Genomic DNA, 22,688 nt, shown 5'->3' on the forward strand with positions numbered 1-22,688 from the left:
GCGCATGGAAGCCCCTAGAGTCGCCGCCCCATTTCCCGTCAGCCGGAAGGTCGCGTGCCTCGACTCACTGTTCGTCGTTTCAATATCGCCGGTAGAGCGGGCCGCTGGCTGGTGTCGCTGCCCTGGCGCCGGGGCTTCATGGAGTGGGCCCGCAGCGATGGGGTGATGTGGATCTACCTGGGCAAGGTATTGATCGCCTCGTACCTGACCCTGTGGCTGGCGATGCGCCTGGAACTGCCACAACCGAGCACCGCGATCACCACTGTGTTTATCGTGATGCAGCCCCACAGCGGGCACGTCCTCGCCAAGAGTATCTATCGCTTCATCGGCACGTTGGTGGGCTCATCGTTCATGGTGCTGTTGATGGCCCTGTTTGCCCAGAGCACCGAGCTGTTTCTCGCGGGCCTGGCATTGTGGGTGGGGTTGTGTTCCGGTGGTGCCGCGCGCAATCGCAACTTCCGCGCCTATGGATTTGTGCTCGCCGGCTACACGGCGGTGATGGTCGGGCTTCCCGTGGTGGGCCATCCGCAGCAGGTATTCATGGCGGCCGTCTGGCGAGTGCTGGAGATCACCTTGGGGATCGTCTGCGCGACGCTGATCAGCGCCACCGTATTGCCTAAAACCTCCAGCGTGGCGATGCGCAACACGTTGTACCAACGCTTTGGCCGCTTTGCCGGATTTGTGCGGCAGCGCCTGCGTGATACCGGTGACCAGGCGGCCTTCGAGAGCGCCAACCTGGGGTTTATCGCCGAGGCCGTTGGCCTGGAAGTAATGCGCAGCGTCAGCGTGTTCGAAGACCCTTACATGCGCCAGCGCAATGGGCGAATCAACCGCCTCAACAGCGAGTTCATGGCGATCACCACGCGTTTCAACGCGCTGCATCAACTGCTTGAACGGGTTCGCCTGCGCGGTGGCGTGGAGGTGGTCCAGGCCGTCGATCCGGGGTTGATCGCGTTGGCCGAGCTGCTCAAACCCTTCGCCGGGCACCCATTGACGGACCGTGACGCGGCCGTGCTGTCCACCGAACTGAAAGTCTACAAAGCCGGCTTGCCAGACCGGGTCCGGCGCCTGCGTGCGGCGTTGCAACATACCGCTCCCGTAGCCGATGACCTGCTGGACTTTCACACCGCGTATGAACTGCTCTACCGCTTTGTCGACGAGCTGCACAGCTACGCCCAGACGCATGCGTCCCTCGCCGATCACAACCATGTGCGAGAGCAATGGAACGAACCGTTTCAACCTCGGACCAACTGGCTGGCGACCCTTGCGGCCGGGTTGCGCGCCGCGGTGGTGTTACTGGTGCTCAGTACGTTGTGGATTGCCACCAGTTGGCCCAGCGGCGCGGCCATGACCCTGGTGTCGGCGCTGACCGTAGGCCTGTCGGCGTTCTCTGCCAACCCCAGGCGCATGTCGTTTCAAATCGCCTGCGGTACGCTACTGGCAGCGGTGATTGGCATTTTCGAAGTGTTTTTCGTGTACCCGATGATCGACGGTTTTCCGTTGCTGTGCGTGGTCATGGCGCCGGTGATCGTACTGGGTTCGTTCTGGCTGGCGAGGCCGCAATTGGCCGGCTATGGCCTGGGCATGCTGGTGTTTTTCGGCACCAGCTCAGTGCCTGCCAACCTGACGCTGTACAACCCCTACGGGCTGATCAATGACTATCTCGCCATGGTGTTTGGCATGTTGGTGTGCGCCGCGGCGGGGGCGATTATCCTGCCACCCAACAGCCCTTGGCTGTGGCGCCGGCTGGAACAGGATCTGCGCCGCCAGGTGGTGGTTGCCATCAGCGCGCCGTTGCCGGCGCTGGGCTCCGGTTTCGAAAGCGGCACCCGCGACCTGCTCAACCAGGCCTACAACTTTGCGGCGGGCAGGGCATCGGTGCAGCATCGCCTGCTGCGCTGGACGTTCGTGGTACTGGACGTGGGGCACGCGATCATCGAGTTGCGCCGCGAGCAGGCCCGGTTGCCGGCGCAGGCCTGTTACGCCGAGAGCATGCCCTGGCGCCTCGCCATCCGGGCAATGGGTCGCGCACTGGTGCGGTTGTTCGTCAAGCCTGGGCCCGGTTATTTGCAGCGCGCGCTGGAGGCTGTCGAGCACGCCATTGAGTGCGTGCAACAGACCGATGAGCCATTCGCCGGGAACTTTGAGACTTCAGCCCTGAGACGGGTGGAAAGCTACCTGCACTTCATCCGCACCTCGCTGCTCGACCCGCAATCGCCGCTGGTCCACTACAACCAGCCGGGAGAAAAAGTGGCGCAATCGAGCGACTAGTTGGCGGGCCGGAAGGAGTCTGGGTGAGCATCAATCTCCATACTCGAGGGGCATGATCTTTCAGGAGTGGCCCATGTACGCCGGTCTTTGCAATCACGCCTGGGTCGCCTCGATCATCGATGGCATTCGTGAACAACGTAGCGCGATCCGCGACCACCTGGAGGCCCAGTACCTGCTGGAAGTCGAAACCGCCCGACTCGCTGCGCGCCGTCGCACCCTGGAGGATATCCGCCGGTTGTGGCACGCTCTGGCGCGGCGTGGCGAATATAACCTCGGGGATCAACTCGACGATTTCGTCGACCGCGACCAGGCCTTGCACGGTGCGGTGGCCGTGGCTTCCCACAACGTGGTCTTGCAGTCGATGTACCGCGCATTCAGCTCTTCGTTCCACAGCCAGTATCTGGCGATTTTTGCCGACAACGAGTTGTATGAGCCGGGGCTTGAAGCCCATGCGCAAGTCGTCCAGGCGATTATCTTTGGCGATGAAGACGCGGCAGTCGAGGCGGTACGCGCGATGTTCGATCCCATGCTGGAAAAGCTCCGCTGGCTGTCGGAGCGAGACGGCACTGCAGCGTGAGTCGTTGTACTCGCAGTTGACTTAAGACCCTCGTGGAAAGCCCGTTCCAGACGCCTGCGCGTCGTCCTCATTGTTACAAAAACTGGAAAAGTGAATGCCCGTTTTGGCGGCTGTTTTCACAACCGCCAGGCCTATATCGTGCGCGCCTCCCGTCGAATGAAAACACTGCAACACACAATAAAAAACGGCTGCCATCACTGGGTCGACGGGACAGTCGTGTTCACTGTTCGGAGCCTTCATGAACCACAAGACTTACCTGGCCCTGGCCGTTTCTTTCGGCGTTGTACAGCAGGCGGCTGCATCGGGTTTTATCGACGACAGTAAAGCGACCCTGGACCTGCGCAACTTCTATCTCAACCAGGACACGCGCAATGCCAAGGGGGCCTCGGACCGGGAATGGGGCCAGGCCTTCATGTTCAATTATCAGTCCGGTTTCACCGAGGGGGTGGTGGGCCTGGGGTTGGATCTGCAAGAGCTGTACGGCGTACGGCTGGATGCGTCAGGGCGTGCCGGCAAGGTGGGGGAGGACAACACACCCGGTAGCGTCTTCCCGCTGTCTGATGGCAAGGCTGCCAATGATTTCAGCAAGACCGGGGTCACCGGCAAAGTGCGCATCTCCCAGACCCAACTGAAAGTGGGCACGCTGATGCCCCGGGTGCCGGTACTGATGTATGAAGACGGCCGGTTGTTGCCCCAGACTTTTCGTGGCTACCAGGTGGACTCCAAGGACCTGAAAGACTTCAACCTCGTCGCCGGCAAAATCGAGCAGGTGCTTGACCGTAACTCCAGCAACGGCCAGGGCTTGTCCATCGCTGGCGCAAACGATCCGGTCAAGGGCACGTCCAGCAATCAGTTTTACTACGGTGGTGTGGATTACGCCGTAAGCAAGCAGATGCAGTTGCAGTATTACTACGCGAATCTTGAAAACTTTTACCAGCAACACTTCTTCGGCCTGGTGCACAACTGGCAGTTGCCGGTGGGCCAGTTCAAGAGTGACCTGCGCTACTTCCACAGTACCTCGGACGGTAAGAACTCCAGTGCGGCGGGGCGTGCCGAGGGCTACGTCAGCTCGGGTTACTACGGGCCGGGCGTCAACAATGGCAAGGTCGACAATAACCTGTGGAGTGCCTTGTTTACTTATTCGCTGCAAGGCCATTCGGTGAGCCTGGGGTATCAGAAAACCACGGGCGAAAGTGACTTCCCCCATATCAACCAGGGGCAGGGCCGCTCGGTGTATTTGATCACCAACTCCCAGTCGTTGAAGTTCGTCAACGCCGGGGAACAGGCCACGGTGGCCAGCTATGCCTATGATTTTGCGAACCTGGGCGTGGCGGGGCTGAAGACCAGCGTCACCTACATACATGGCAGCCACATCCGCACGGCAGGTCGTGACAATACCGAGTGGGAGCGGGACGTGCGGGTTGACTATGTGATTCCTGCCGGCACCTTCAAGGGGATTGGGTTCATGTGGCGTGGTGCGGTGCTGCGGGGTAATGACAGCGCTGACAAAGACGAAGCCCGGTTGATGGTCAGCTACAGCATTCCCTTGCTGTAGGCCGGCTCAACGCTGGGCGAAATACCTGGCCGGGCTGCAACCGAACACCGAGCGGAACACGGCGATAAAGCTGCTGGAGCTTTCGTAGCCAATCGCGGCGGCGGTGCTGCTGACGCTTTCCCCCGCCGCGAGGTTTTCCAGGGCCACCATCATCCGCAAGCGTTGGCGCCAGGCGCCGAAGCCCATGCGGGTCTGGGCAGCAAACAGCCGCTCCAGGGTGCGTGCACTGGCGCCTACCTCGAAGGCGATTTCCTTGAGCGGCCGAGTGTCGTTGGGGTTTTGCTTGATCAGGTTGGCGGCGCGCACCGCGCGTTTATCCGAGGGTTCAGGCAGGTAAAAGGCGTCTTGCTCAAGCAATGCCAGGTGGTCCAGCAGCACGGTGCCCAGGCGGCTTTCGCGGCTGTGCTCGGGGTACTCGCCTGGCAGTTGCGCGCAGGCCAGGATCAGCTCGCGCACCAGCGTCCCGACATTTAACACTGCGCAGCGGGCCCACGGTGGAATGCTGGCCGCGCCCTGACGCACATATACGGTACGCATCGACACCTGACGCGAATGCTTGAAGGTGTGGCTGACACCTGGCGGAATCCAGAGCGCCCGCTGCGGTGGCAGAACCCAGATGCCTTCGGCCGTCAGTACCGTCATCGAACCTTTGATGGCGTACATGATTTGCGCGTGTTCCGGGTGAACGTGAGGTTCACGCAAGCCGGGCAAATACTCCCGGACCAAACCTTGCACGGGGGCCGCGCCAAACTTAATCGATGGGTGTTCAAGCATGGCGCGATCCCGATATTTTCTAGATAAGGAGGGATTTTGTGCCAGATCAAAAGGGCTGTAAAGCCGCAGTTTGGCCTACCGAAAAACCGTCGGATTGGCTAGGGCGCTTGGGTTTGCGGTTGGGTACTGTCGATGCTTTTGGCGTGCGCCCTTCAAGGAAACCTCACCGATGTCCATCGGAAAAAACTTCGCCGGCGTCATCGCCTTCATGAAAGTCGCGGCCAGCGAAAGCTTCAGCGAGGCAGCACGCGACCTGGGCATTTCAGTGCCTTCGGTGAGTCGCAGCATTACCCGCCTGGAAACCCAACTGGCGATCAAGCTGCTGGAACGCACGACCCACAGCGTAGCGGTCACGCAGGAAGGGCGCCGGTTTTTTCAAGAGTGCCTGCCCAGTGTCGAGCATCTGTTGCGCACGACCGAAGCGCTGAAACACGCTACCCAGTCGCCGTCCGGCGTAGTGCGCGTAAGCTCTACCGTGGGTTTTGGGCGCAAGTGCATTGCGCCGCTGTTGCCTGGGTTCTGTAAGTCCCACCCGGACATCACCCTCGAATTTGATCTGAATGATCGCCATGTGGATTTCGCCGAAGGTCGCGTGGATGTCGCGATTCGCAACGGGCGGCTGGAGAACGCCGATGTGATCGCCAGGCAACTGGCGCCGATGAGTTTCGTCACCTGCGCCGCGCCTGAGTACCTGCACTCAGCCGGCTACCCGCAGACCCTGGAAGACCTTGCGGCGCACAAGACTATCGCCTTTCGCCTGGCGCAGTCGGGCAAGCCGCATGTGTGGGAGTTTGAAGTCGACGGGCAGTTCATACGGCTGCCGTTGCCTTACAGCCAGTTGTTCAATGACCCGGAGCTAGTGGCGCTCGCGGCCGTAGCCGGCGGTGGTGTGGCACAGCTGGCCGGCTATCAGGCGCAGCACTGGATCGCGCAACAGCGTTTGATCGTTTTGCTGCCGGGTTATGCGGCGCAGGCGCGGGGCAGGGGGCATTACATCTGCTATCGGCAGCGCGACAAGATACCGCTGCGAGTCAAGCTGTTCGTCGACTACATGGTGCAAGCCTTCCAGGCATGACCATTGGGTAAAAGGCTTTTGCCTGGGTGCCTAATTGTCGCGGGTGGCGATGGCTGGGCACTATCCGGGTGATATTTATCACCGGGAAATCAATATGTTAAGCAAAGCTATCAAACCCTGGCTGGAATGGCTGTGGCTGCTGCCGTTCGCCGCGGCGCTGTATTATCCGTGGGCGCTGGCGTGGAGTAACCAGGCGCATGTGGCAGGCGCCGGCACCCCGGTCGTCCTGGCGCTGATCCTGAGTGCCTATGCGGTGCCGCTGTTGGCGTTTGCCTGTGTGTATGTCACCGGTGTTCAACCGGTCATGAGCGCACGCCTGGTCCTGGCGCGACGCTTGTCGTGCCTGGCGGTGGCTGCGCCTCCTGCGTACACGCTTATGGGCGTCTTGCTGTACCTGATGAAAATCGAGGGCCACGACATCGCGGTATGGAGCGGGCTGTGGCTGGCGCTGGCGGGCTTTTTTGCGATGGTGTCGTCAACGGGCCCGAGCACCAGCCTGGTGACCTTGGACAAGACCTATATCAAGCTGCGTGTCGCCCACGGCATCGCCTCGGTGGCGATCCTGTTGGTGTTTCTCGCGCCGCACCTGTTCAACCACCTCCTGGGTGTACTGGGTACCGATGTGCATAAGTCGGTGATGGACGTGCTGCGACGGGTGTATCGCAATGGCTGGCTGGAGCCGGTGATCATTGTCACGTTTTTCTTTCAGATTCTCAGCGGGCTGGTGTTGATTCGCCCGAAGACCGTCACGCGTGCCGACCTGCTGGACGCGTTACAGACCGCCTCCGGCACCTATCTCTCGCTGTTTATCGCGTCCCATATCAACTCGGTGTTTACCCTGGCGCGTTACTTCGGCACCGACACCGATTACGCCTGGGCCGTGGCCGAGCCCGTAGGGTTATTGGCGGATCCATGGAGCATTCGGCTGCTGCCGCATTACTCGCTGGCGGTGTTCCTGCTGATTGGGCATCTGGGTTGTGGTTTGCGAGGTGTATTGCGTAATCACAATGTCAGCGAGTCACGCAGTTCGCTGTTGACCTGGCTGGTGATCGGCATGGGCGCCATAGTCACGATCATCATTACCAGCGGCATGCTGGGGGTCAGGGTTTAGGCTGTTTACGGCACCGTAAAAAGTATTGGCTTGTGTAATTCAAAGCGCTCAACGTATTATCCAAGATCTATCTTGGTTATATGATTGGTGGGCATTGCGCCACTACACCGGAATCTGTCCTTCCTGCAATGGGCTTGAGTACGGCGTGAGGCTTAGGCTGCGATGGACTGCGCAGCGGTCGTGAATCCTGAACCGTTGGTGTATCCGGGACACTGCGGCGCTGGAATTGCGGTTGCTGCGCAGCCCATCGCAGCCTCTTTCTTACAGGCGGCGGGGCTGGATGCTGTAGGCGCAGCGCCGGTCCCCGGAAATCAAATGCTCGCGCCGCTCCACCACATTCTCATCGCCCAGGGCTGCCTGGAAGATCTGCAGTTCCGAGCGGCAGAACCCCTGGCATTTACGGGCGGCGACGCAGATCGGGCAGTGGTTCTCCACCAGCAGCCAGCCATCGTCCAGCGGCTCCATCTGCGCCATGTACCCGGCGCGTTCGCGAATCTGTACCAGGATCTCGACTTTCTCCCGCAAGGTCGACGCGGCGGAGCAGGCCTGGGTGTATTCGTGCCTGGCCGTCGCTTCCATGCTGGCGATGACTTTTTCCACGCCTTCGCTGCCAAAAATTCCTTCAATGGACTCGATCAGGTGCAACGTCAGTACGCTGTGGGAATCGGGGAATTTGCTTTGGGCGGTTTCGGTCAATGTCCACTTCAACGAGGGCCGGCCGGCACCCGAGATGGGGGCCGATACACCGACGATCAACTGCGCGACCTGCAACTTCTGGATTTGCTGGCGGGCGGCTTCGGAGGTGATTTCCAGCAGTGCAGCCAGGTCCGTGGTTTTCAGCGGACCACGGGTCTTGAGCAGGAACAGGATGCGGTCCCCGGTGGATGCCTGGCTGTCGTCGGTGGGTGTGGCGTTCATAGATCGGGAATAACCATGGAAGTGACCGGCTCATTTGACCACAGCACGCATGTTGAGGCACCCCTTGATGCGCCTGAAGGTACGGTTCCAGTTGATTTGTATCGAAAGCATTCTGCTGGCCCATTACGCATTTTTCCCTCGCTACTATCGGCCGCCTGCCCAACCCACGAGGGAAAAGGAATGAGTGAGACCCCCGATAGCCTGAACACACCACCCGAGGGATACAGCGACTGGCTGTCCGATCTCAAGAGTCGAATCCACTGCGCCCAGCAACGCGCCACCCTGGCGGTAAACCGCGAGCTGGTGTTGCTGTATTGGCAAATCGGCCAGGATATTCTGACCCGGCAAGCGCGGCAGGGCTGGGGGACCAAGGTGATTGAGCGGCTGGCGCAGGATTTGCGTTCAGCATTTCCGGAGATGAAGGGTTTTTCGCCGCGTAACCTGAAGTACATGCGCGCATTTGCGGAGGCGTGGCCGGACTCCGAATTTGTGCAACAGGCTGCTGCACAATTGCCCTGGGGCCATAACCTGGTGTTGCTGGACAGGCTGCCCGGGCCCGAAACCCGTCGCTGGTACATTGCCCAGGCCATCGAGCACAACTGGTCGCGCAACATCCTGGTGATGCAAATCGAGGGTCGCCTGCTGGAGCGCAGCGGCAATGCGGTCAGCAACTTCGAGGGGCTGCTGCCCAAGGCGCAATCCGACCTGGCTCGCGAATCGCTTAAGGATCCTTACCGTTTCGACTTCCTCGGCCTGACCCTTGACGCGCAGGAACGTGAAATCGAAAACGCCCTGGTCAAACATGTCACCGATTTTCTCCTGGAGCTGGGCGCCGGTTTTGCCTTCGTGGGTCGGCAGGTGTTGCTGGACGTGGGAGGCGAGGAGTTTTTCGTCGACCTGCTGTTTTATCACCTCAAGCTGAGGTGCTACGTGGTGATCGAACTCAAGGCCGGCAAATTCAAACCCGACCATCTGGGGCAGCTGGGCTTTTACCTCGCGGCGGTAGATGCCCAGCTCAAGCACCCACAGGACAGCCCCACCATCGGCCTGCTGCTGTGCAAGAGCAAGAACGAAGTAGTGGCCGAATACGCCCTGCGTGACAGTTCGCGCCCCATTGGTGTTGCCGAGTATCAACTGGTGGAATCTCTGCCTGCAGAGCTGCAAACCAGCTTGCCGAGCATCGAACAGATTGAGCGAGAGCTGGCAAGTGATCGCCCTTCCATGGCGAGTGCTTCGTAGTACTGTGCCGACAGGCTGGACATTGGCAATCGCGTCGGCACAATGAGCGCCTTGAAAGGAACTCACCCAAGGAAAGCCATGGCCCGCCGTATTCATTCTGCCTACCCAATGTTGTTGCTCGCTGGCGCGCTGATAGGCGCAGCGATGCCTGCCAGTGGCGCGTCCTTCGATTGTAAAAAGGCCTCCACCACGGTGGAAAAGGCTATTTGCGCCAGCCCTGAATTAAGCGAACTCGACACTACGCTGGGCCTGTACTACAGCCAGGCAATGGCCAAACTGGCACCCGACCAGCGCGACGAATTGCGCCGTGGCCAGCGCACGTGGTTGCAGACTCGCAACGCGTGTGCCGGTACCCCCGAACAATTGCCCGGCTGCCTGCAATCCCAACTGAGCCAGAGAGTGGTCGAGGTGGGAACCATCACCCACAAAGACACCGCAGCCCTTGACGCAATCATTGCCAGTATTCCGTACCATCCGGCCCAGGCAGCAGAAGGGCTTCGGCGCTACCCGATGAACGATCTGGCCGCCGCCTGGTTGGTCTACCTGCAGCGTTTTGAACCTGATAGTGGCGTTACGGAGAATGAGGCAGAGGAGAATCGCAAGCAGGTTCTCATAGCACTCAAGGAAGACAGTTTTCCCTGGTCGATCTGGCAGGACCTGCAGAATGATCCTGCTGTCAGCCGTGACCGGGTGATGTTGACCTTGCTGCGCATGATGATCGAGCGCCAACAGTATGAGATGTACGCCGACCAACGCCCGTATGTGCACTGTTTCGTTTTCAGCCGGCAGGGTGAGGTCGGGTATGAGTCGTTCGGGTCGTTGTACGGCTCCACCCGCGACAGCTTTGCGCCGATTTGTGCCCCTCAGGGTGATCTGTTTGCACAGCCGGCCTGGAAGCGGCTGGACGATTCGTTTACCGAGCCTTTGTCCACTGCATCGCAGAACGAAGGCACCATCCGCTTTGCCAGCTACGCCGACTGGAACACGCTTTCCCTCAAGGCCACCGCTTCGCCTCGGCTGTTTCTCCAGCCAGGCACCGCAGCGCAGTCCCAGGACCCGGAATCAGCCCTGCGCAACTGGGGCGCGGATAAACAGTGGCCTGCCAGGCAACGCCAGCAAGCGCTGGCCGCCATTGAGCCCGCACGGCAAGCGACGAGTGACTGGCTGCAACGCGAGCGCGGCTTCTCTGCTGCTGATGCCAGGCAAGCAGCCCGGGAAATCGTTCGGCAGTGGATGAACCTGCGCCTGGACTTTATCGGCGGCCCCAGCGAGAACTAATCGGTCAACTGCCCGATTCTGGCACGGCCTTTTTGCCGGTCTTGGTACCGGGATGCTGGGTCGAGGTGCCTTTATGGCGCGTGCTCTTCACGGTTTTAGACGGTGCAGGTGCTTTCGTTTCAGCGTCCTTGTTGCCACTGCTGTCAGCCCCGGACGGGCTGCTGGGATAGGTGCCGGGCGGCAGTGCCGAGCCAGGAGCGCTGTTGCCGCTCAGGGCGGGCGCCTCGGGGGCAGTGTTGTCGCCGAAGGCTGCGTAGGCGGGGGCATACAGAACGAGCGCCAGGCTGACGACAAGTACGATCCTTTGGGAAATGCTGGTCTTCATGACTCAATCCCTCTTGGCGATGGGGACCGAAGCCCGGAGCACATCCAGGCTTCGGCGACGCCTCAATCAAGACTTCTTGGAGCCTGGGGCGTGGCTATGAGCCCCGCCTTTTTTGCCCGCTTCAGAAGCCTTCTCGCGGTCATTGGCGAAGTTGCCGCCTGAACCCTGGCCGCCGCTTTTACGGTTTGTGTCTTTCTGGTCTTTGTGACCAGCACCTGGGGTAGTTTTTCCACTATTAGCCATTTTGAAAACCCTCAATGATGAGCGAATCAATGGTGTTGCCTAATTGGGAATCCTCCAGCCAATTCAAAGTTTGAAATAGTTTCCAGGCATGCGACGAATGGACATCACGCCGCCATTGGCTTGGCCCCGGGCGCCTTCTTGTGCGCGGCTTTCATCGCTTCCATCTCTGCTCCAAGCTCTTCGAGCAATGCCTTGCCCAGCAGCTTCCTGGCCTGCGGGAACATCTCGCTTTCTTCTTCCTCGATGTGGTGTTCCAACAGTTCCTTGACCACTTTGACTCGCCCGGAAAACTCGGTCGTGGAGGGTGAGGTCTGCTTCAGGTCTGGCAGTACGAGGGAGTCGACGGTGCGGTGTTCTTCCTTGGCTTCGTGGTACATGATTTCCTGATCCTTGCCCCCAGCCTTGCGAAAAGCCGGATAGAGGATTTCTTCCTCAAGGCGGGTGTGAAGGCTGATTTCCATTTCCAGTTTCGCCAGTAGCTCGGTGCGCTTTTTGACGCCGCGTTCAGTAGACTCACTCAGCTGGTTCAGGATGGCTTTGACGCGTTCGTGGTCGGCCTTGAGAAGATCAATGGCATTCATGGGTGACACCTCACGGGTAGCGAAAGGGCGGGTCGAATTGCCCGCCTGTCCAGACCTCTACAGCATGAGTTGTACCAAGTTGAACGGAATATTTATTGGCTTATAAATCAATAGTTTATATCGAATAAATATCGACGCTGGTCGTGCAGGTTGCACGGTCCAGTGGCGGCTGGCATGCATTAAACCATGCCTAGCCGCCGCTGACTTTCCAGTGCTTGATGTCGTCGGCAAACACGATCTGCTCGACCTCATGGGCAATCCCGTAGGCCAGTGACTCGTGGGCGGCGATGACTTTTTCCTCGGCCGAGAGGCACTTGAAAATATCCAGGTGGGTTTCGGCGCTGGCGGTTTCCAGTTCGTAGATTTTCACGTAGCGCGCCAGGTCGTTGTCCAGGCTCGACAGGTATTCCCGCAGGCGCTGGTGGTCTACCGAGTTCTGGTTGAAGTACCAGTTCATCGGATGGATCAGGAAGCGCGAGTGTGGCGTGGTGATCCGGCGGTTTGCCGCCAGGAACATGATGATGCCCATGGACTCGATATTGCCCGCATTGATCGCACACAACGGCACCGGCAGGGACTTGAGGAAGGTGTAGAGGGTAAAACCGAAATTGGTGCTGCCGCCGGTGGTCGACAGGTTCAACAGCAACGAACTGGCGCCTTGCTCGATCGCGTCCAGGCAGCAATCACGAAAGCGCTCGGTGGTGCCCTGATCGATCTGGCAGTGAAAGTGGATGATGTGCTCGGTCATCCCGGGCCTCCGAGGGGTAAAAGGTAGTGTCCATTTGAGTCTAGAAGGTTACGGCCCGTGTGCCGCAACCGTTGGGCGAGAGCCATCCGTTGCAATTTTAATGAACCCTCGGGCGCGTTGCTTGACCTAACGCATACGACCTCAGGAGGATGAATCATGCAAATCGAATATGTCTGGATTGGCTTGGCGGTGATTCTGGTGCTGCTGGAACTGTGGGCGATCAACAGCGTTCTGCGCAGTGGCAGTGGCTGGGAGACCAAGGGTTTATGGCTGGTGGTACTGATCTTCATGCCGCTGTTGGGGCTGATCCTCTGGGCGCTGTTTGGACCCAAGGGTGTGAACCGGGCGACACATGCCACTGAGCATGGCAAAGGCTAAGACAGAATCGAAAAAAAACAGGCGCCCGAGGGCGCCTGTTTGCATTGGCGGGCGTCAAGCCGCCAGTGTCTTGGCAATGGCCTCATTGAACGCCGGCAAGTCGTCGGGCGTGCGCGAGGTAATCAGAGTCCAGCCATTGGCCGGGCATTCCTTCACCTGCGTATCCACCCAGTTTGCTGCGCCGGCATTGACCAGGTCAGTGCGCACGCTTTTGTAGGAGGTGAGGGTCTTGCCGCCGATCACGCCGGCATCAATCAGGGCCCAAGGGCCATGGCAGATGGCGGCTACGGTTTTCCCGGCCTTGACGAAGTCGTTGATCAGCCGCAGTGCATCGGCGTCCTGGCGCAAGGTGTCGGCATTGACGGTGCCCCCGGGGATGACCAGTGCATCGAAGTCACTGCCGTGCAGGTCCGAGAGCTTGGCGTCGGACTCTACCGTCCTGTCTTTCTCGGTGTCCTTGAGAAAGGTCTGGGTGCTGCCACCTTTGCTGGAACCGTGGGTCACCGTGGCGCCGAAACCACGCAGGGCTTCCAGCGGCTTGAGCAACTCGTCGCGCTCGATACCGGTGTTGGAGGTGATGATCAGAATCTTCTTGCCGTGCAGTTGCGAACTCATGGTCGAGTGTCTCCTGAGTGGGTCAATGATTAATTGGCGTGCTGGGACTGCAACTCCTTGGCCATCTTCAGATGGGTTTCGAGAGTCGGCAGGGTCTTCTCGGCAAAAGCCTTCAGTTCGGCGTTATCCGAGGAGGCGGCTTCTTTTTTGAACAGGGCCACGGTGTCTTCGTGGGCCTTTACCTGGTTGTCGGCGTAAGCCTTGTCAAAGGACTCTTCACGGATTTCCAGGATCATTTTCTTGGCCTTGTCGGTGAGGCTGGCATCGTCGGGCACCTTGATGTCGAGCTTCGTCGCCAGGGCCGTCAGCTCCTGGTTGGCCTTGGTGTGGTCGGTGATCATGTGCTGGGCAAACGCCTTGATATCAGCGGCACCGCTCTTTTCCAGCGCCAGTTTGCCGGCTTCTACTTCGGTGATGCCGCCCTGGGCTGCGGCGTCAACGAAGTCATTGGAAGTGGCGGCCATGGCCACACCCATCGAGCCCGCGGCCAGCGCGAAGGTCAGTCCCATTTGTTTCATCAGCAAGTGCTTCATGATGCTTCTCCTGAAGAGTGGCGCGATGCCGTTACCTGACTGTTGAGGGGGGCCCAGCGCAAAAGGTTTAAATTAATTTGCTCTATTTTTCGGTGCATGCACCCGAGGCAATTTCCTTGAACTATCGAAAAACCTTGGGCTCTGCTGCATAACGGCTCCGCGCTGGAGCCTGGCCTTTTAACTGCAGGAGAATCCCCATGGGCACTGAAAAAACCGCCGACAAAACCCCTGATGCGATCAGCTCTGAACAGGCGCAGAAAGGTCGCCAGGCTGCCGACCAGGACAGCTCTTTACAGCGTCCCAATCCCAAGACAGAAACCATCGATAAGGTGATCACGCCGACGTCCATCAAGGACACACAACGGCAAACCGAGCAGATCAACGAGCAAGCCGCCAAGGCCGAGCGCAAGCTGGGTCAGTGAAGAACGGAGGCAGTCATGGGGCGATCCATCAGCGCCGGGGAACTGGGTATTGAGCTCAAGCCCGGTGATGACAACGCACTGTTCAAGTGGTTTGTCGCCAGCTTCCTGATGGGCAAGCGCATTCAGGCGCAGATCGCGGCGCAGGCCTATCAGGTGATTGTGGTGAAGCATGGCCGGGACACCCCGCGCAAACTGCAACACTGCACCTCTCGCGAACTGGTGGCCATGCTCGGTGAGGCGCATTACGTGCGTTACGACGAAAGCACCGCGCAACGCCTGCTCGACCTCAGCAGCAAGTTGAATGCGGAGTACGCGGGCAGGATCAGCCATATCCACGATGCCAGTGCCGACCGTGGGGAGTTTGAAAAACGCTTGAATGCGTTCGAGGGCGTCGGGCCGAAGACGGTGGAGATTTTCATGAGGGATGCGGCGTCGGTGTTGTTCTGATGCCGATTTTTCTCGGTTGTGCAGGTTGGAGCCTGCCTCGTGAGCAATGGCCAAGATTTCCCCGGCAGGGCACTCATCTGCAACGTTATGCCGCGTGCTTGAATGCGGTTGAAATCAACAGTTCCTTCTACCGCCCCCATCGCCCGCAGACCTACGCACGATGGGCGCAGTCAGTGCCGTCGGGCTTTGGTTTTTCGGTCAAGCTGCCACGGTACATCACCCATGAATTACGTCTGCGTGACTGCGATACGGCATTGGATGAGTTCCTTGCACAGTGCCTGCAATTGGGCGACCGCCTGGGCTGCCTGCTGGTGCAATTACCGCCTTCTTTAAGCTACGACCCGATCATTGCCGGCGGCTTTTTCACAGCCTTGCGTCAACGCTTCCCTGGCCCTGTGGTGCTGGAGCCGCGACACGCCAGTTGGGCGCAGGCCGGCGGGCTTTTGCAGGATTACCAGATAGGACGGGTCGCCGCCGACCCGCCGGTGATCGCTGATGGGGATGTACCGAAAGGTTGGCAAGGCGTGCGTTATTGGCGCCTGCATGGTTCGCCGCGTATCTATCACAGCGCTTACGAAACCGAGCGTTTGTGCGCGCTGGCCGAGGTATTGAGAGCCTCCCTGGAGGAGGGCATTCCGACCTGGTGTATTTTCGATAATACGGCCAGCGGTCATGCGCTGGTCGATGCGCTTGCCCTTCAAGCGATGCTTGCCCCTCAGGCATCCACTTGCATCACCTCCAGCCCCAGGCATTCATAAGCCTCGACGCTGCCCGGCGGCACGTGCCACTCGGTAATCAGGGTATGAATGCGGCTGCACGGTGCCACTACGAATGGCTCCACGGCGCCCAGTTTGTCGGCCAGGGTGACGGCCACCACGTGGGAGGCGCTGTCGAGCATAGCCTGTTTTACCGCCACTTCCTCGAAGTGCAACGAGCTGATGCCGACCTGTGGATGCAGTGCGCACACACCCGTGAACAGCAGGTCGGCCTTGATGCCCTGGATCAGCCGCAATGCTTCATGCCCGCTGGCGGCCATGGTCACCGGGTTGAGTTGGCCACCGGCAAGGATCACCGTCACATTGGGATGTTCGGACAACGCGATGGCAATCATCGGTGAGTGCGTGACGGCGGTCAGCTTGATGGAATGCGGTAGTGACTGGGCGATTTGCAGGGTGGTGGTACCGGAGTCGAACAGCACGATCTGGCCGTCCTCCACGCGATCGGCGGCGAGTTGCGCCAGGTGGCGTTTGGTCGCGGTGGTTTCGCCAAACCGGGTGAAGAAATCCTTGCCGGTGTCCTTGGGCCGTGGCAGCGCACCTCCATGCACGCGTTGCAGCAGACCGGCGGAGGCGAGTTCGCCAAGGTCGCGGCGAATGGTGTCCTGGGAAACGGCGAAATGCTCCACCAACTCCGAGGCAGTGACTTTACCGTCGCGCTCCAGCAGCAACAGGATTTTCTGTTTGCGCAGGGAGGGCAGGTCGATGGCAGCATGGGTGTTATGCATGTTTTTGCTCGTTGATGCGTGTTTGTGCGAGATTAATCAGCATTAGGCGCAAACGCAATGGGTTGGGGTGTCGGTGATGCCCTGCCGAGTGAGCTGAGCACCATGGAAAAACCACACCCGGTCCGGTACCGAACTCCATGTTTCGATTCGCGAGGTGATGCAGGAGATTTTGCTGCCGCCAAGCTTTCCAGCAGGGCATTACCGAGCAAAAAAATCGTAAAAAAGTAAAAAGAGTTGTCCACGAAAACCGTGGGTATCTCTGTGGATAACTTCGCTTGAGCCCGGCGGGTATGGCGATTTAACCTGCGGTTAATATTTGATCAGTCACTGTTTATGGCCAGTATGGGCAGGCTTTGCGCCTTGACAGGCACCGGCGAAACCGGTGCCGAAATGCAGATTTACGAGTCGTTTGGGCGCCCGGTGGAGGGCCCGGCAACCTGAGTGGCGCGCTTCGATTGCATCAGGCTGTCCAACGCATGGCGATAACTGCTGCCGGCCAGTCGCATGCTGTCGTTATGAGTGGCACCGGGTACCAGCAACAGGTGTTTCGGCTGTTGGGCGGCGTCAAACAGTTGCTGGCTGAAGCGCGGTGGCACGAAGGCATCGGCGAGCCCGTGAACCACCAGCAGCGGCATGTGGATATCAGCGATCTTGTCAATGGAATCGAACTTCTGCGACAGCAGCCAGCGCACCGGCAATGACGTATTGGCTACTGCCGTGGCCACATCTGCCAGGGAGGTAAAGGTGGACTCGATGACCAGTCCGCGCACTGGCGGCGGCACCTGATTGTTCGCTGCCTGCTTGCCCAGTTCCACCGCGAGGTCGATGGCCACCGCGCCACCCAGGGAGTGCCCGTAGATGAGGCGCTTGGCAGGATCGGGTTGCAGCACCTGGAAGCGTTCCCAGGCAATGCGCGCGTCTTCGTACACGCTGGTTTCCGACGGCAGGTCGCCTCGACTCTGGCCGAAGCCGCGGTAGTCGATGGCCAGTACGGAAAAGCCCAGGGCCCGCAGCTGTTCGATGCGAAACAGTTGGCCAGTGAGGTTCCAGCGCACGCCGTGCAGGTAGAGAATTGCCGGCGCGTCCTTCTGTGCCGCTGGCCACCACCAGCCATGAATATTCTGCCCTGCCTTGAAACTCGCGGGTTTCAGGTCGAATTCCTGCACATCACGCGGCAACCCGCTGTACCAGCTGGCAGTGCCTGGCTCCACGCGAAACAGCAACTCGCGTTCCTTGTGTTGCAGCACGGCGCAACCCACGGGCAGGCCGATGATCAGGGCGGCCATGCACAGCAGGGGAAACCAGCGCAGGCCGAGACGGGACAGAAAACGTGAAGACATGAAGGTTCCAGGACACAGGCGAAGCACGGGTTTTAACAGATGCCCTGGCCGCGCAGGAAATATTCAGACGGTCGTCACCGGACATTGCTTGCAAAGTATTACATCGCCTCGTCCAGCAGAGAAAAGAAGTGCCCGGCCAAGGGGGAAGAATTGCTGGTGTTCCAGTTTAGATAGAGCCCGATGCTGGAGGACGCGGCGGTGAGGGGCACAAACGCCACTTTGTCACGGGGCATCGAACGGGCAATGGACTGCGGCACCAGCGCCACACCAAACCCGCACGCCACCAGGCCAATCAGGGTGGGTAATTGATCGGCTTCCTGGACCACCCTTGGAGAGAAGCCCGCGGCCTCGCATAAAGCGATCAACTGGTGGTGATAGCCACTGCCCAATGCCTGGGGCGTGAACACAAAATCGGCGCCGGCAAAGTCCTTCAGCTCGATAGCGACGTCATCCGCATTCGGATGGTCTGCGGGCAGCGCCAGCAGGATCGGTTCATCCAGCAGCAGCCGGGATTCGATGTTATCTGCCTGGCCTGGCAGGTAGCGCAAAAAAGCGATATCGGTATCACCACTCAACAAGGCCTTGGCCTGGTTGGCAGAGGGCATTTCCTTGATCACCAACTGAACCCTGGGGAACGCCAGGCGAAACTGCCTGAGGGTATCCAGCAACCACGGATAGCCGGTGATCGACACCGAGGTGATGGTGAGCGTGCCGGCGGTTCCCTGGGACACCTGCCGGGCTTGCTCAATGCCTTGCTGCAATTGCCCGAGGACGGTGTAGGCCGTCTGAAGAAACGCCGCCCCGGCTGGCAGCAGCTTCACGCCACGACGGTCACGCTGCAGCAGGGCAAACCCCAACTTTGCCTCCAGGCGATTGATCGCCTGGCTCAACGCTGGCTGCGCCATATTCAGGCGCTCCGCAGCCTGGTGAAAGTGCAGCGCTTCGGCAACGGCAACGAACTGGCGCAACAGGCGGGTTTCGATCATCTGGGCTGTTCCTTCAGGTAGATGGCGGTGTGGGGCTTGATACGACGCAGGTATCAATATCGCTGTTTTTCAGTATTAAACAGGACGGCCACGGGTTGTTAGGGTGGAGTGCCTATCAGGAGAACGCGACGATGGACTTTACAGGTAAAACCGCAATCGTGACCGGTGCCGCCCGTGGCTTGGGGTTCAGCTATGCGCGCGAGTTGGCGCGACTCGGCGCGCAGGTGGTAATCAGTGATATCGGTGCCGACACCCTCGGCGATGGGGCTGATCCCCAGGTGGTACAGGCGGCCGCGCTGGCGCTGCAGGGTGAAGGCCTGCGGGTGGTTGGCCACGCGGGTGACCTGTCCGGCGAAGCGGGGTGTCGAGCGCTGATCGAGTGCGCCATCACGCATTTCGGGCAGCTCGATATCCTGATCCACAATGCTGGCTGGGTCGGCTATCAGCCCATCGAGGCCGCCGACGAGGCTTTCATCCGGCGGGCCATGGGCGTAAATGTCTATGCACCGATCTGGCTGTGCAAACACGCGTGGCAGCACCTCACGCGATCTGCCGCACCCCGCATTGTGCTGACCACCTCCGACCGTGCGATGTATACGCGCTACGTCCAGCCGGGCCTGGCGGCCTACAGCGCGGGGAAGATGGCGCAACTGGGGATCATGAATGCCTTGAGCGGGGAAGGGGCGGAGGCCGGGATCCTGGTCAATGCCATCTCACCCGTGGCCAAGACCCGCATGTGGGGCGTGACCGGCGAGCCGCACAACCTCAAGCCGGAATGGGTCACGCCTGGGGTGATCTTCCTGGCTTCGGCTGCGTGCCAGGACAGCGGCTATATCCTGCGTGCCAGCAACGGCCAGTTCACCGCCACGCGGTTCGCTGAAAATCCGGGGGTCGAGTATCCGGTTGACCTGGCGCGGGTCAACGCCTCGGACGCTGCGCAAGTCGCCGCGTTATGGCAAGCCATCAAGGACTGTTGACGGTCACGCCAGGTAAAGCGTCAGGCCCTGAGCTTCATAGGGTTGCAGCAGGGCACGCGGCGTACTGGCCAATGCGACGATCGCGCTGACGTGTGCCAGCTCCACCACCTGGTAGGGCGACGCGGTGTTGAGCTTTTCCGAGGTGGCCAGCACGATGGTTTCTGCGGCCGCGTGACACAACGCGCGCTTGACCACTGCCTCTTCATAATCGCCGGTAGACAGGCCGGCATTCGGGTGCACGCTGCACACCCCCATGAAATACAGGTCGGCATTGACCCGGCCGATGGCCTCCAGCGTGGCCGCCCCCACCCCCACCAGTGAGTGGCGAAACAGCCGCCCGCCGAGCATGATCACTTCAATCTGCGGATGATCCACCAGGGCCATGGCAATCGACGGACTGTGGGTGACCACGGTGGCATTCAGGTCCGCCGGCAAGTGATGGGCCAGTTGCAGGCACGTGGTACCGCCATCGATAAACACCACTTGGCCGGGCTGCACAAGTTGTGCAGCCGTCCGGCCAATGGCGATTTTTTCCTCGGGTACCAAGTGTTCCCGTACCGAAAAATCAGCCATCGCGGGGGATGCCGGCAAGGCGCCGCCGTGCACCCGCAGCAGCAAACCTTCCTTGGCCATTTCCCGCAGGTCACGCCGAATCGTGTCCTCGGAAACCTCCAGTGCCTGGCTCAACTCCTTGGCAATCAGCCGGCCGTCGCGGTGCAGCGTATCCAGCAGGTGTTGTTTACGTTGTTGGGTCAGCATCGGAAGCTTCCTGCATGTTTTTTCTTGACTGTGCACGATTTTGCACGACATGCTGAATAACACAAGACAAAAAGGTCCTGCCATGGAAAACAGTCCCGTCCGCATCCACGCCGAAGAACTGCTCTCGGATAATTGGTATGTGCTGAAAAAGTACACCTTTGACCTGCGCCGCCGCGACGGCAGTTGGCAGTCCCAGACCCGGGAGATCTATGACCGGGGCAATGGCGCGACGATCCTGCTGTACAACCGCGAGCGGCGCACGGTGTTGCTGATTCGCCAGTTCCGCATGCCTACCTACGTTAACGGCTACCACGGTTACCTGATCGAGTCTGCCGCCGGCCTGCTGGACAACGCCAGCCCCGAGGAACGCATTCGCCTGGAGGCGGAAGAAGAGACGGGCTACCGTGTGGGCCATGTAGAAAAGATCTATTCGGCCTTCATGAGCCCGGGCTCGGTGACCGAGCGCATTCACTTTTTCATCGGCGAATATCAGCCTGGCGACCGAGTCAGTGATGGCGGCGGGCTGGAGGATGAAGGTGAGGATATCGAAGTGCTGGAGTTGGGATTCGAGGAGGCCCTGGCCATGGTGGACAGTGCCGAGATCGTCGACGGCAAGACCATCATGTTGTTGCAGTACCTTGAATTGCGGATGTTGAAAGAGGGCTGGTGATGTCGCGTCGGTTATCGCTTGCGCTGGCGGTGTTGCTGGGGGGATGCAGTGGTGTGAGTGCTGCGCAAACGCCCGTCGGTGATGGTGGTGTTCCCGCGTTCTATACCTGGGCGGACAAGGTGCCCGCGTCACCCGGGCGGATGCTGCGCAGCGAGCCGTTGACCGATCAGCAAAGCCTGGTCGAGGCGGGGCAGAATATTCGCATCCTGTACACGTCCACCGACGGTCTCGATACCCATAAACGGATTGTCGTTTCCGGTGCGCTGTTCCTGCCCAAGGGCACACCGCCGCCGGGTGGCTGGCCGCTGATGGCGTGGGCCCACGGCACGGTCGGGAGTGCCGATATCTGCGCGCCGTCGTTCGCCGGTCGCAGCCCGCGGGATACGCGCTATCTCAATTATTGGCTGGCTCAGGGCTACGCGATTGTCGCTACCGATTACCAGGGGCTTGGGACGCCTGGCCTGCATCCGTATGGGCTGACCAGTCCGCTGGCCTATGGGGTGCTCGACAGCATTCGCGCGGTAGGGGCGGGTGGTTTCGAACTCTCCAAACGTGTGGTGGTGTTCGGGCAGTCACAGGGTGGCCGTGCTGCGTTTGCCACGGCGGTCTATGCGAAAGACTATGCGCCCGAGTTGGATATCGTGGGGGTGGTGGCGACCGGTACGCCTTACGCGGCCACCCATAAAACGGGAGACAGTGCCGAGTTGGAAAAGGCCCGCAGTTCGGTGGTGCCGACCTTTGCCTATAACTTGCTGCGGCTGAGTACTGTCACGTTGTTTGATCCTGGGTTTGTGGCTGCTGATTACTTGAGCGAGCGTGCGATGCCTGCGTTTGAGAGCAGCCGGCGGGATTGTTTGCATGCCATTGAGCAGCGGGTGATAGCTGATGGGCTCAGCTTCAATGACAGTTTCAAGCGGTCGCCGAAAGAGGCGCTCGACAAGGTTTATCGTGAGTCGGCGTATCCGACGTTGAAGACGGATATTCCGGTTTTTGTCGGTACGGGGGGGCGGGATCAGGATGTGTTTGTGCCGGGGCAAAAGGCGCTGGTCAGGGATGCGTGCAAGGTCGGAGACCGGATTGAATGGCATTTTTATCCTGAGCTGGATCACTCCGCTACGGTCAATGGTTCGCTCGTGGACTCGACGCCGTTTGTGCGTAAGGCGTTTGCGGGGGAGGTGATTGGTGGGAATTGTGGGGGGTAGCTTTTTGGGGAGGTATATCCGTTATTCAGGTAACGGCGACTTATGGTTTCGCTCTTACAGCGAGTCACTTTGCAAAAGCCGGAATGCCGGCCCAGCCCAAAGTAAGTAAAGGGAGCTGCCTCCGCCGCTTTATGTGGGAGCGGGCTTGCTCGCGAAAAAC

General features: G+C 59.9%; 25 protein-coding genes and 1 pseudogene. 14 read left to right on the top strand and 12 right to left on the bottom strand.

All coding sequences use genetic code 11. From position 1 onward, the window contains the following. Window positions 1-138: 138 nt before the first annotated feature. From HX815_RS10510 to HX815_RS10520, 3 genes are all read left to right on the top strand, one after another. Window positions 139-2,271 carry an FUSC family protein gene (locus tag HX815_RS10510; RefSeq protein WP_087692419.1) on the top strand — a complete coding sequence of 711 codons (2,133 nt, stop codon included), beginning with the start codon at window positions 139-141 and terminating at the stop codon, window positions 2,269-2,271. Window positions 2,272-2,344: 73 nt separating this feature from the next. Beyond that, on the top strand, window positions 2,345-2,848 hold the full coding sequence (locus HX815_RS10515; protein ID WP_003207381.1) for a FadR/GntR family transcriptional regulator: 504 nt from the start codon (window positions 2,345-2,347) through the stop codon (window positions 2,846-2,848). Window positions 2,849-3,086: 238 nt separating this feature from the next. Further along, window positions 3,087-4,403, top strand: a complete 1,317-nt coding sequence (locus HX815_RS10520; protein WP_003207383.1) for an OprD family outer membrane porin — start codon at window positions 3,087-3,089, stop codon at window positions 4,401-4,403. Window positions 4,404-4,409: 6 nt separating this feature from the next. Here HX815_RS10520 and HX815_RS10525 read toward each other — a convergent pair whose 3' ends face one another. Continuing rightward, window positions 4,410-5,138 carry a helix-turn-helix transcriptional regulator gene (locus tag HX815_RS10525; RefSeq protein WP_158213527.1) on the bottom strand — a complete coding sequence of 243 codons (729 nt, stop codon included), beginning with the start codon at window positions 5,136-5,138 and terminating at the stop codon, window positions 4,410-4,412. Window positions 5,139-5,346: 208 nt separating this feature from the next. Here HX815_RS10525 and HX815_RS10530 point away from each other — a divergent pair, with 208 nt between their 5' ends. Together HX815_RS10530 and HX815_RS10535 are read left to right on the top strand one after the other, a co-directional pair. Next, complete coding sequence (locus HX815_RS10530; RefSeq protein WP_177028170.1) at window positions 5,347-6,252, top strand: LysR family transcriptional regulator; 906 nt, start codon at window positions 5,347-5,349, stop codon at window positions 6,250-6,252. 94 nt (window positions 6,253-6,346) lie between these two features. After that, window positions 6,347-7,363, top strand: a complete 1,017-nt coding sequence (locus tag HX815_RS10535; protein ID WP_087692417.1) for a hypothetical protein — start codon at window positions 6,347-6,349, stop codon at window positions 7,361-7,363. 261 nt (window positions 7,364-7,624) lie between these two features. Here HX815_RS10535 and HX815_RS10540 read toward each other — a convergent pair whose 3' ends face one another. Further along, window positions 7,625-8,281 (bottom strand): metalloregulator ArsR/SmtB family transcription factor, encoded by a 657-nt coding sequence (locus tag HX815_RS10540; RefSeq protein WP_003207391.1) that lies wholly within the window; start codon window positions 8,279-8,281, stop codon window positions 7,625-7,627. Window positions 8,282-8,461: 180 nt separating this feature from the next. Here HX815_RS10540 and HX815_RS10545 point away from each other — a divergent pair, with 180 nt between their 5' ends. Next, on the top strand, window positions 8,462-9,520 hold the full coding sequence (locus HX815_RS10545) for a YhcG family protein (RefSeq protein WP_177028171.1): 1,059 nt from the start codon (window positions 8,462-8,464) through the stop codon (window positions 9,518-9,520). A gap of 78 nt (window positions 9,521-9,598) precedes the next feature. Then, window positions 9,599-10,798: a lysozyme inhibitor LprI family protein gene (locus HX815_RS10550; protein ID WP_177028172.1), complete on the top strand. Its 1,200-nt coding sequence runs from the start codon at window positions 9,599-9,601 to the stop codon at window positions 10,796-10,798. A 4-nt stretch (window positions 10,799-10,802) separates the two neighbouring features. Here the strand turns inward: HX815_RS10550 and HX815_RS10555 are convergent, their stop codons facing one another. The 4 genes and pseudogenes from HX815_RS10555 to HX815_RS10570 all read right to left on the bottom strand — a co-directional run bounded on the left by HX815_RS10555 (window position 10,803) and on the right by HX815_RS10570 (window position 12,695). Beyond that, the gene (locus HX815_RS10555) at window positions 10,803-11,123 is read right to left on the bottom strand and encodes a hypothetical protein (protein ID WP_087692413.1); all 321 of its coding nucleotides are present in this window, start codon (window positions 11,121-11,123) and stop codon (window positions 10,803-10,805) included. Window positions 11,124-11,189: 66 nt separating this feature from the next. Then, window positions 11,190-11,303, bottom strand: a pseudogene (locus tag HX815_RS31590) (general stress protein); the annotation flags it as partial. Window positions 11,304-11,470: 167 nt separating this feature from the next. Beyond that, a complete protein-coding gene (locus HX815_RS10565) occupies window positions 11,471-11,947 on the bottom strand; it encodes a hemerythrin domain-containing protein (protein WP_008435010.1) in 477 nt (158 codons plus the stop codon). 190 nt (window positions 11,948-12,137) lie between these two features. Then, window positions 12,138-12,695: an ATP-dependent Clp protease proteolytic subunit gene (locus tag HX815_RS10570; protein WP_102368860.1), complete on the bottom strand. Its 558-nt coding sequence runs from the start codon at window positions 12,693-12,695 to the stop codon at window positions 12,138-12,140. A gap of 156 nt (window positions 12,696-12,851) precedes the next feature. Here HX815_RS10570 and HX815_RS10575 point away from each other — a divergent pair, with 156 nt between their 5' ends. Beyond that, window positions 12,852-13,073, top strand: coding sequence for a PLD nuclease N-terminal domain-containing protein (locus HX815_RS10575; RefSeq protein ID WP_003207401.1), 222 nt, complete (start codon window positions 12,852-12,854; stop codon window positions 13,071-13,073). A gap of 54 nt (window positions 13,074-13,127) precedes the next feature. Here the strand turns inward: HX815_RS10575 and HX815_RS10580 are convergent, their stop codons facing one another. Both HX815_RS10580 and HX815_RS10585 read right to left on the bottom strand, forming a co-directional pair. Further along, window positions 13,128-13,688 (bottom strand): type 1 glutamine amidotransferase domain-containing protein, encoded by a 561-nt coding sequence (locus HX815_RS10580; protein WP_003207402.1) that lies wholly within the window; start codon window positions 13,686-13,688, stop codon window positions 13,128-13,130. A gap of 29 nt (window positions 13,689-13,717) precedes the next feature. Beyond that, complete coding sequence (locus HX815_RS10585) at window positions 13,718-14,221, bottom strand: DUF4142 domain-containing protein (protein WP_003207404.1); 504 nt, start codon at window positions 14,219-14,221, stop codon at window positions 13,718-13,720. Window positions 14,222-14,418: 197 nt separating this feature from the next. On the opposite strand from HX815_RS10585, the gene HX815_RS10590 reads away from it, so the two are divergent. The 3 genes from HX815_RS10590 to HX815_RS10600 are packed head-to-tail and all read left to right on the top strand — an operon-like array spanning window position 14,419 to window position 15,848. Beyond that, the gene (locus tag HX815_RS10590; protein ID WP_003207405.1) at window positions 14,419-14,643 is read left to right on the top strand and encodes a hypothetical protein; all 225 of its coding nucleotides are present in this window, start codon (window positions 14,419-14,421) and stop codon (window positions 14,641-14,643) included. Window positions 14,644-14,658: 15 nt separating this feature from the next. Continuing rightward, window positions 14,659-15,090, top strand: a complete 432-nt coding sequence (locus tag HX815_RS10595; protein WP_003207407.1) for a hypothetical protein — start codon at window positions 14,659-14,661, stop codon at window positions 15,088-15,090. Beyond that, complete coding sequence (locus tag HX815_RS10600) at window positions 15,090-15,848, top strand: DUF72 domain-containing protein (RefSeq protein ID WP_177028173.1); 759 nt, start codon at window positions 15,090-15,092, stop codon at window positions 15,846-15,848. The genes HX815_RS10595 and HX815_RS10600 overlap by 1 nt, the downstream gene beginning before the upstream one ends. On the opposite strand, the gene HX815_RS10605 is transcribed toward HX815_RS10600, so the two are convergent. The 3 genes from HX815_RS10605 to HX815_RS10615 form a co-directional block, all read right to left on the bottom strand. Continuing rightward, window positions 15,806-16,594, bottom strand: a complete 789-nt coding sequence (locus HX815_RS10605; RefSeq protein WP_003207411.1) for a DeoR/GlpR family DNA-binding transcription regulator — start codon at window positions 16,592-16,594, stop codon at window positions 15,806-15,808. The two genes, HX815_RS10600 and HX815_RS10605, sit on opposite strands and share 43 nt — an antisense overlap. A 398-nt stretch (window positions 16,595-16,992) precedes the next feature. Continuing rightward, a complete protein-coding gene (locus HX815_RS10610; protein WP_177028174.1) occupies window positions 16,993-17,934 on the bottom strand; it encodes an alpha/beta hydrolase in 942 nt (313 codons plus the stop codon). A 98-nt stretch (window positions 17,935-18,032) separates the two neighbouring features. Continuing rightward, the gene (locus HX815_RS10615; RefSeq protein WP_177028175.1) at window positions 18,033-18,920 is read right to left on the bottom strand and encodes a LysR family transcriptional regulator; all 888 of its coding nucleotides are present in this window, start codon (window positions 18,918-18,920) and stop codon (window positions 18,033-18,035) included. A 131-nt stretch (window positions 18,921-19,051) separates the two neighbouring features. Here HX815_RS10615 and HX815_RS10620 point away from each other — a divergent pair, with 131 nt between their 5' ends. Beyond that, window positions 19,052-19,897: an SDR family NAD(P)-dependent oxidoreductase gene (locus HX815_RS10620; RefSeq protein ID WP_177028176.1), complete on the top strand. Its 846-nt coding sequence runs from the start codon at window positions 19,052-19,054 to the stop codon at window positions 19,895-19,897. Between the two features lie 3 nt (window positions 19,898-19,900). On the opposite strand, the gene HX815_RS10625 is transcribed toward HX815_RS10620, so the two are convergent. Further along, complete coding sequence (locus HX815_RS10625; RefSeq protein ID WP_102606259.1) at window positions 19,901-20,656, bottom strand: DeoR/GlpR family DNA-binding transcription regulator; 756 nt, start codon at window positions 20,654-20,656, stop codon at window positions 19,901-19,903. An 82-nt stretch (window positions 20,657-20,738) separates the two neighbouring features. Between HX815_RS10625 and nudK the strand changes: the two genes are divergently transcribed. Next, window positions 20,739-21,326 carry a GDP-mannose pyrophosphatase NudK gene (nudK, locus tag HX815_RS10630; RefSeq protein ID WP_087692406.1) on the top strand — a complete coding sequence of 196 codons (588 nt, stop codon included), beginning with the start codon at window positions 20,739-20,741 and terminating at the stop codon, window positions 21,324-21,326. Further along, on the top strand, window positions 21,326-22,528 hold the full coding sequence (locus HX815_RS10635) for a lipase family protein (RefSeq protein ID WP_218168929.1): 1,203 nt from the start codon (window positions 21,326-21,328) through the stop codon (window positions 22,526-22,528). The genes nudK and HX815_RS10635 overlap by 1 nt, the downstream gene beginning before the upstream one ends. Window positions 22,529-22,688: the final 160 nt, after the last annotated feature.

This window comes from Pseudomonas sp. E6002 (assembly GCF_013385565.1).
GTDB lineage: Bacteria > Pseudomonadota > Gammaproteobacteria > Pseudomonadales > Pseudomonadaceae > Aquipseudomonas.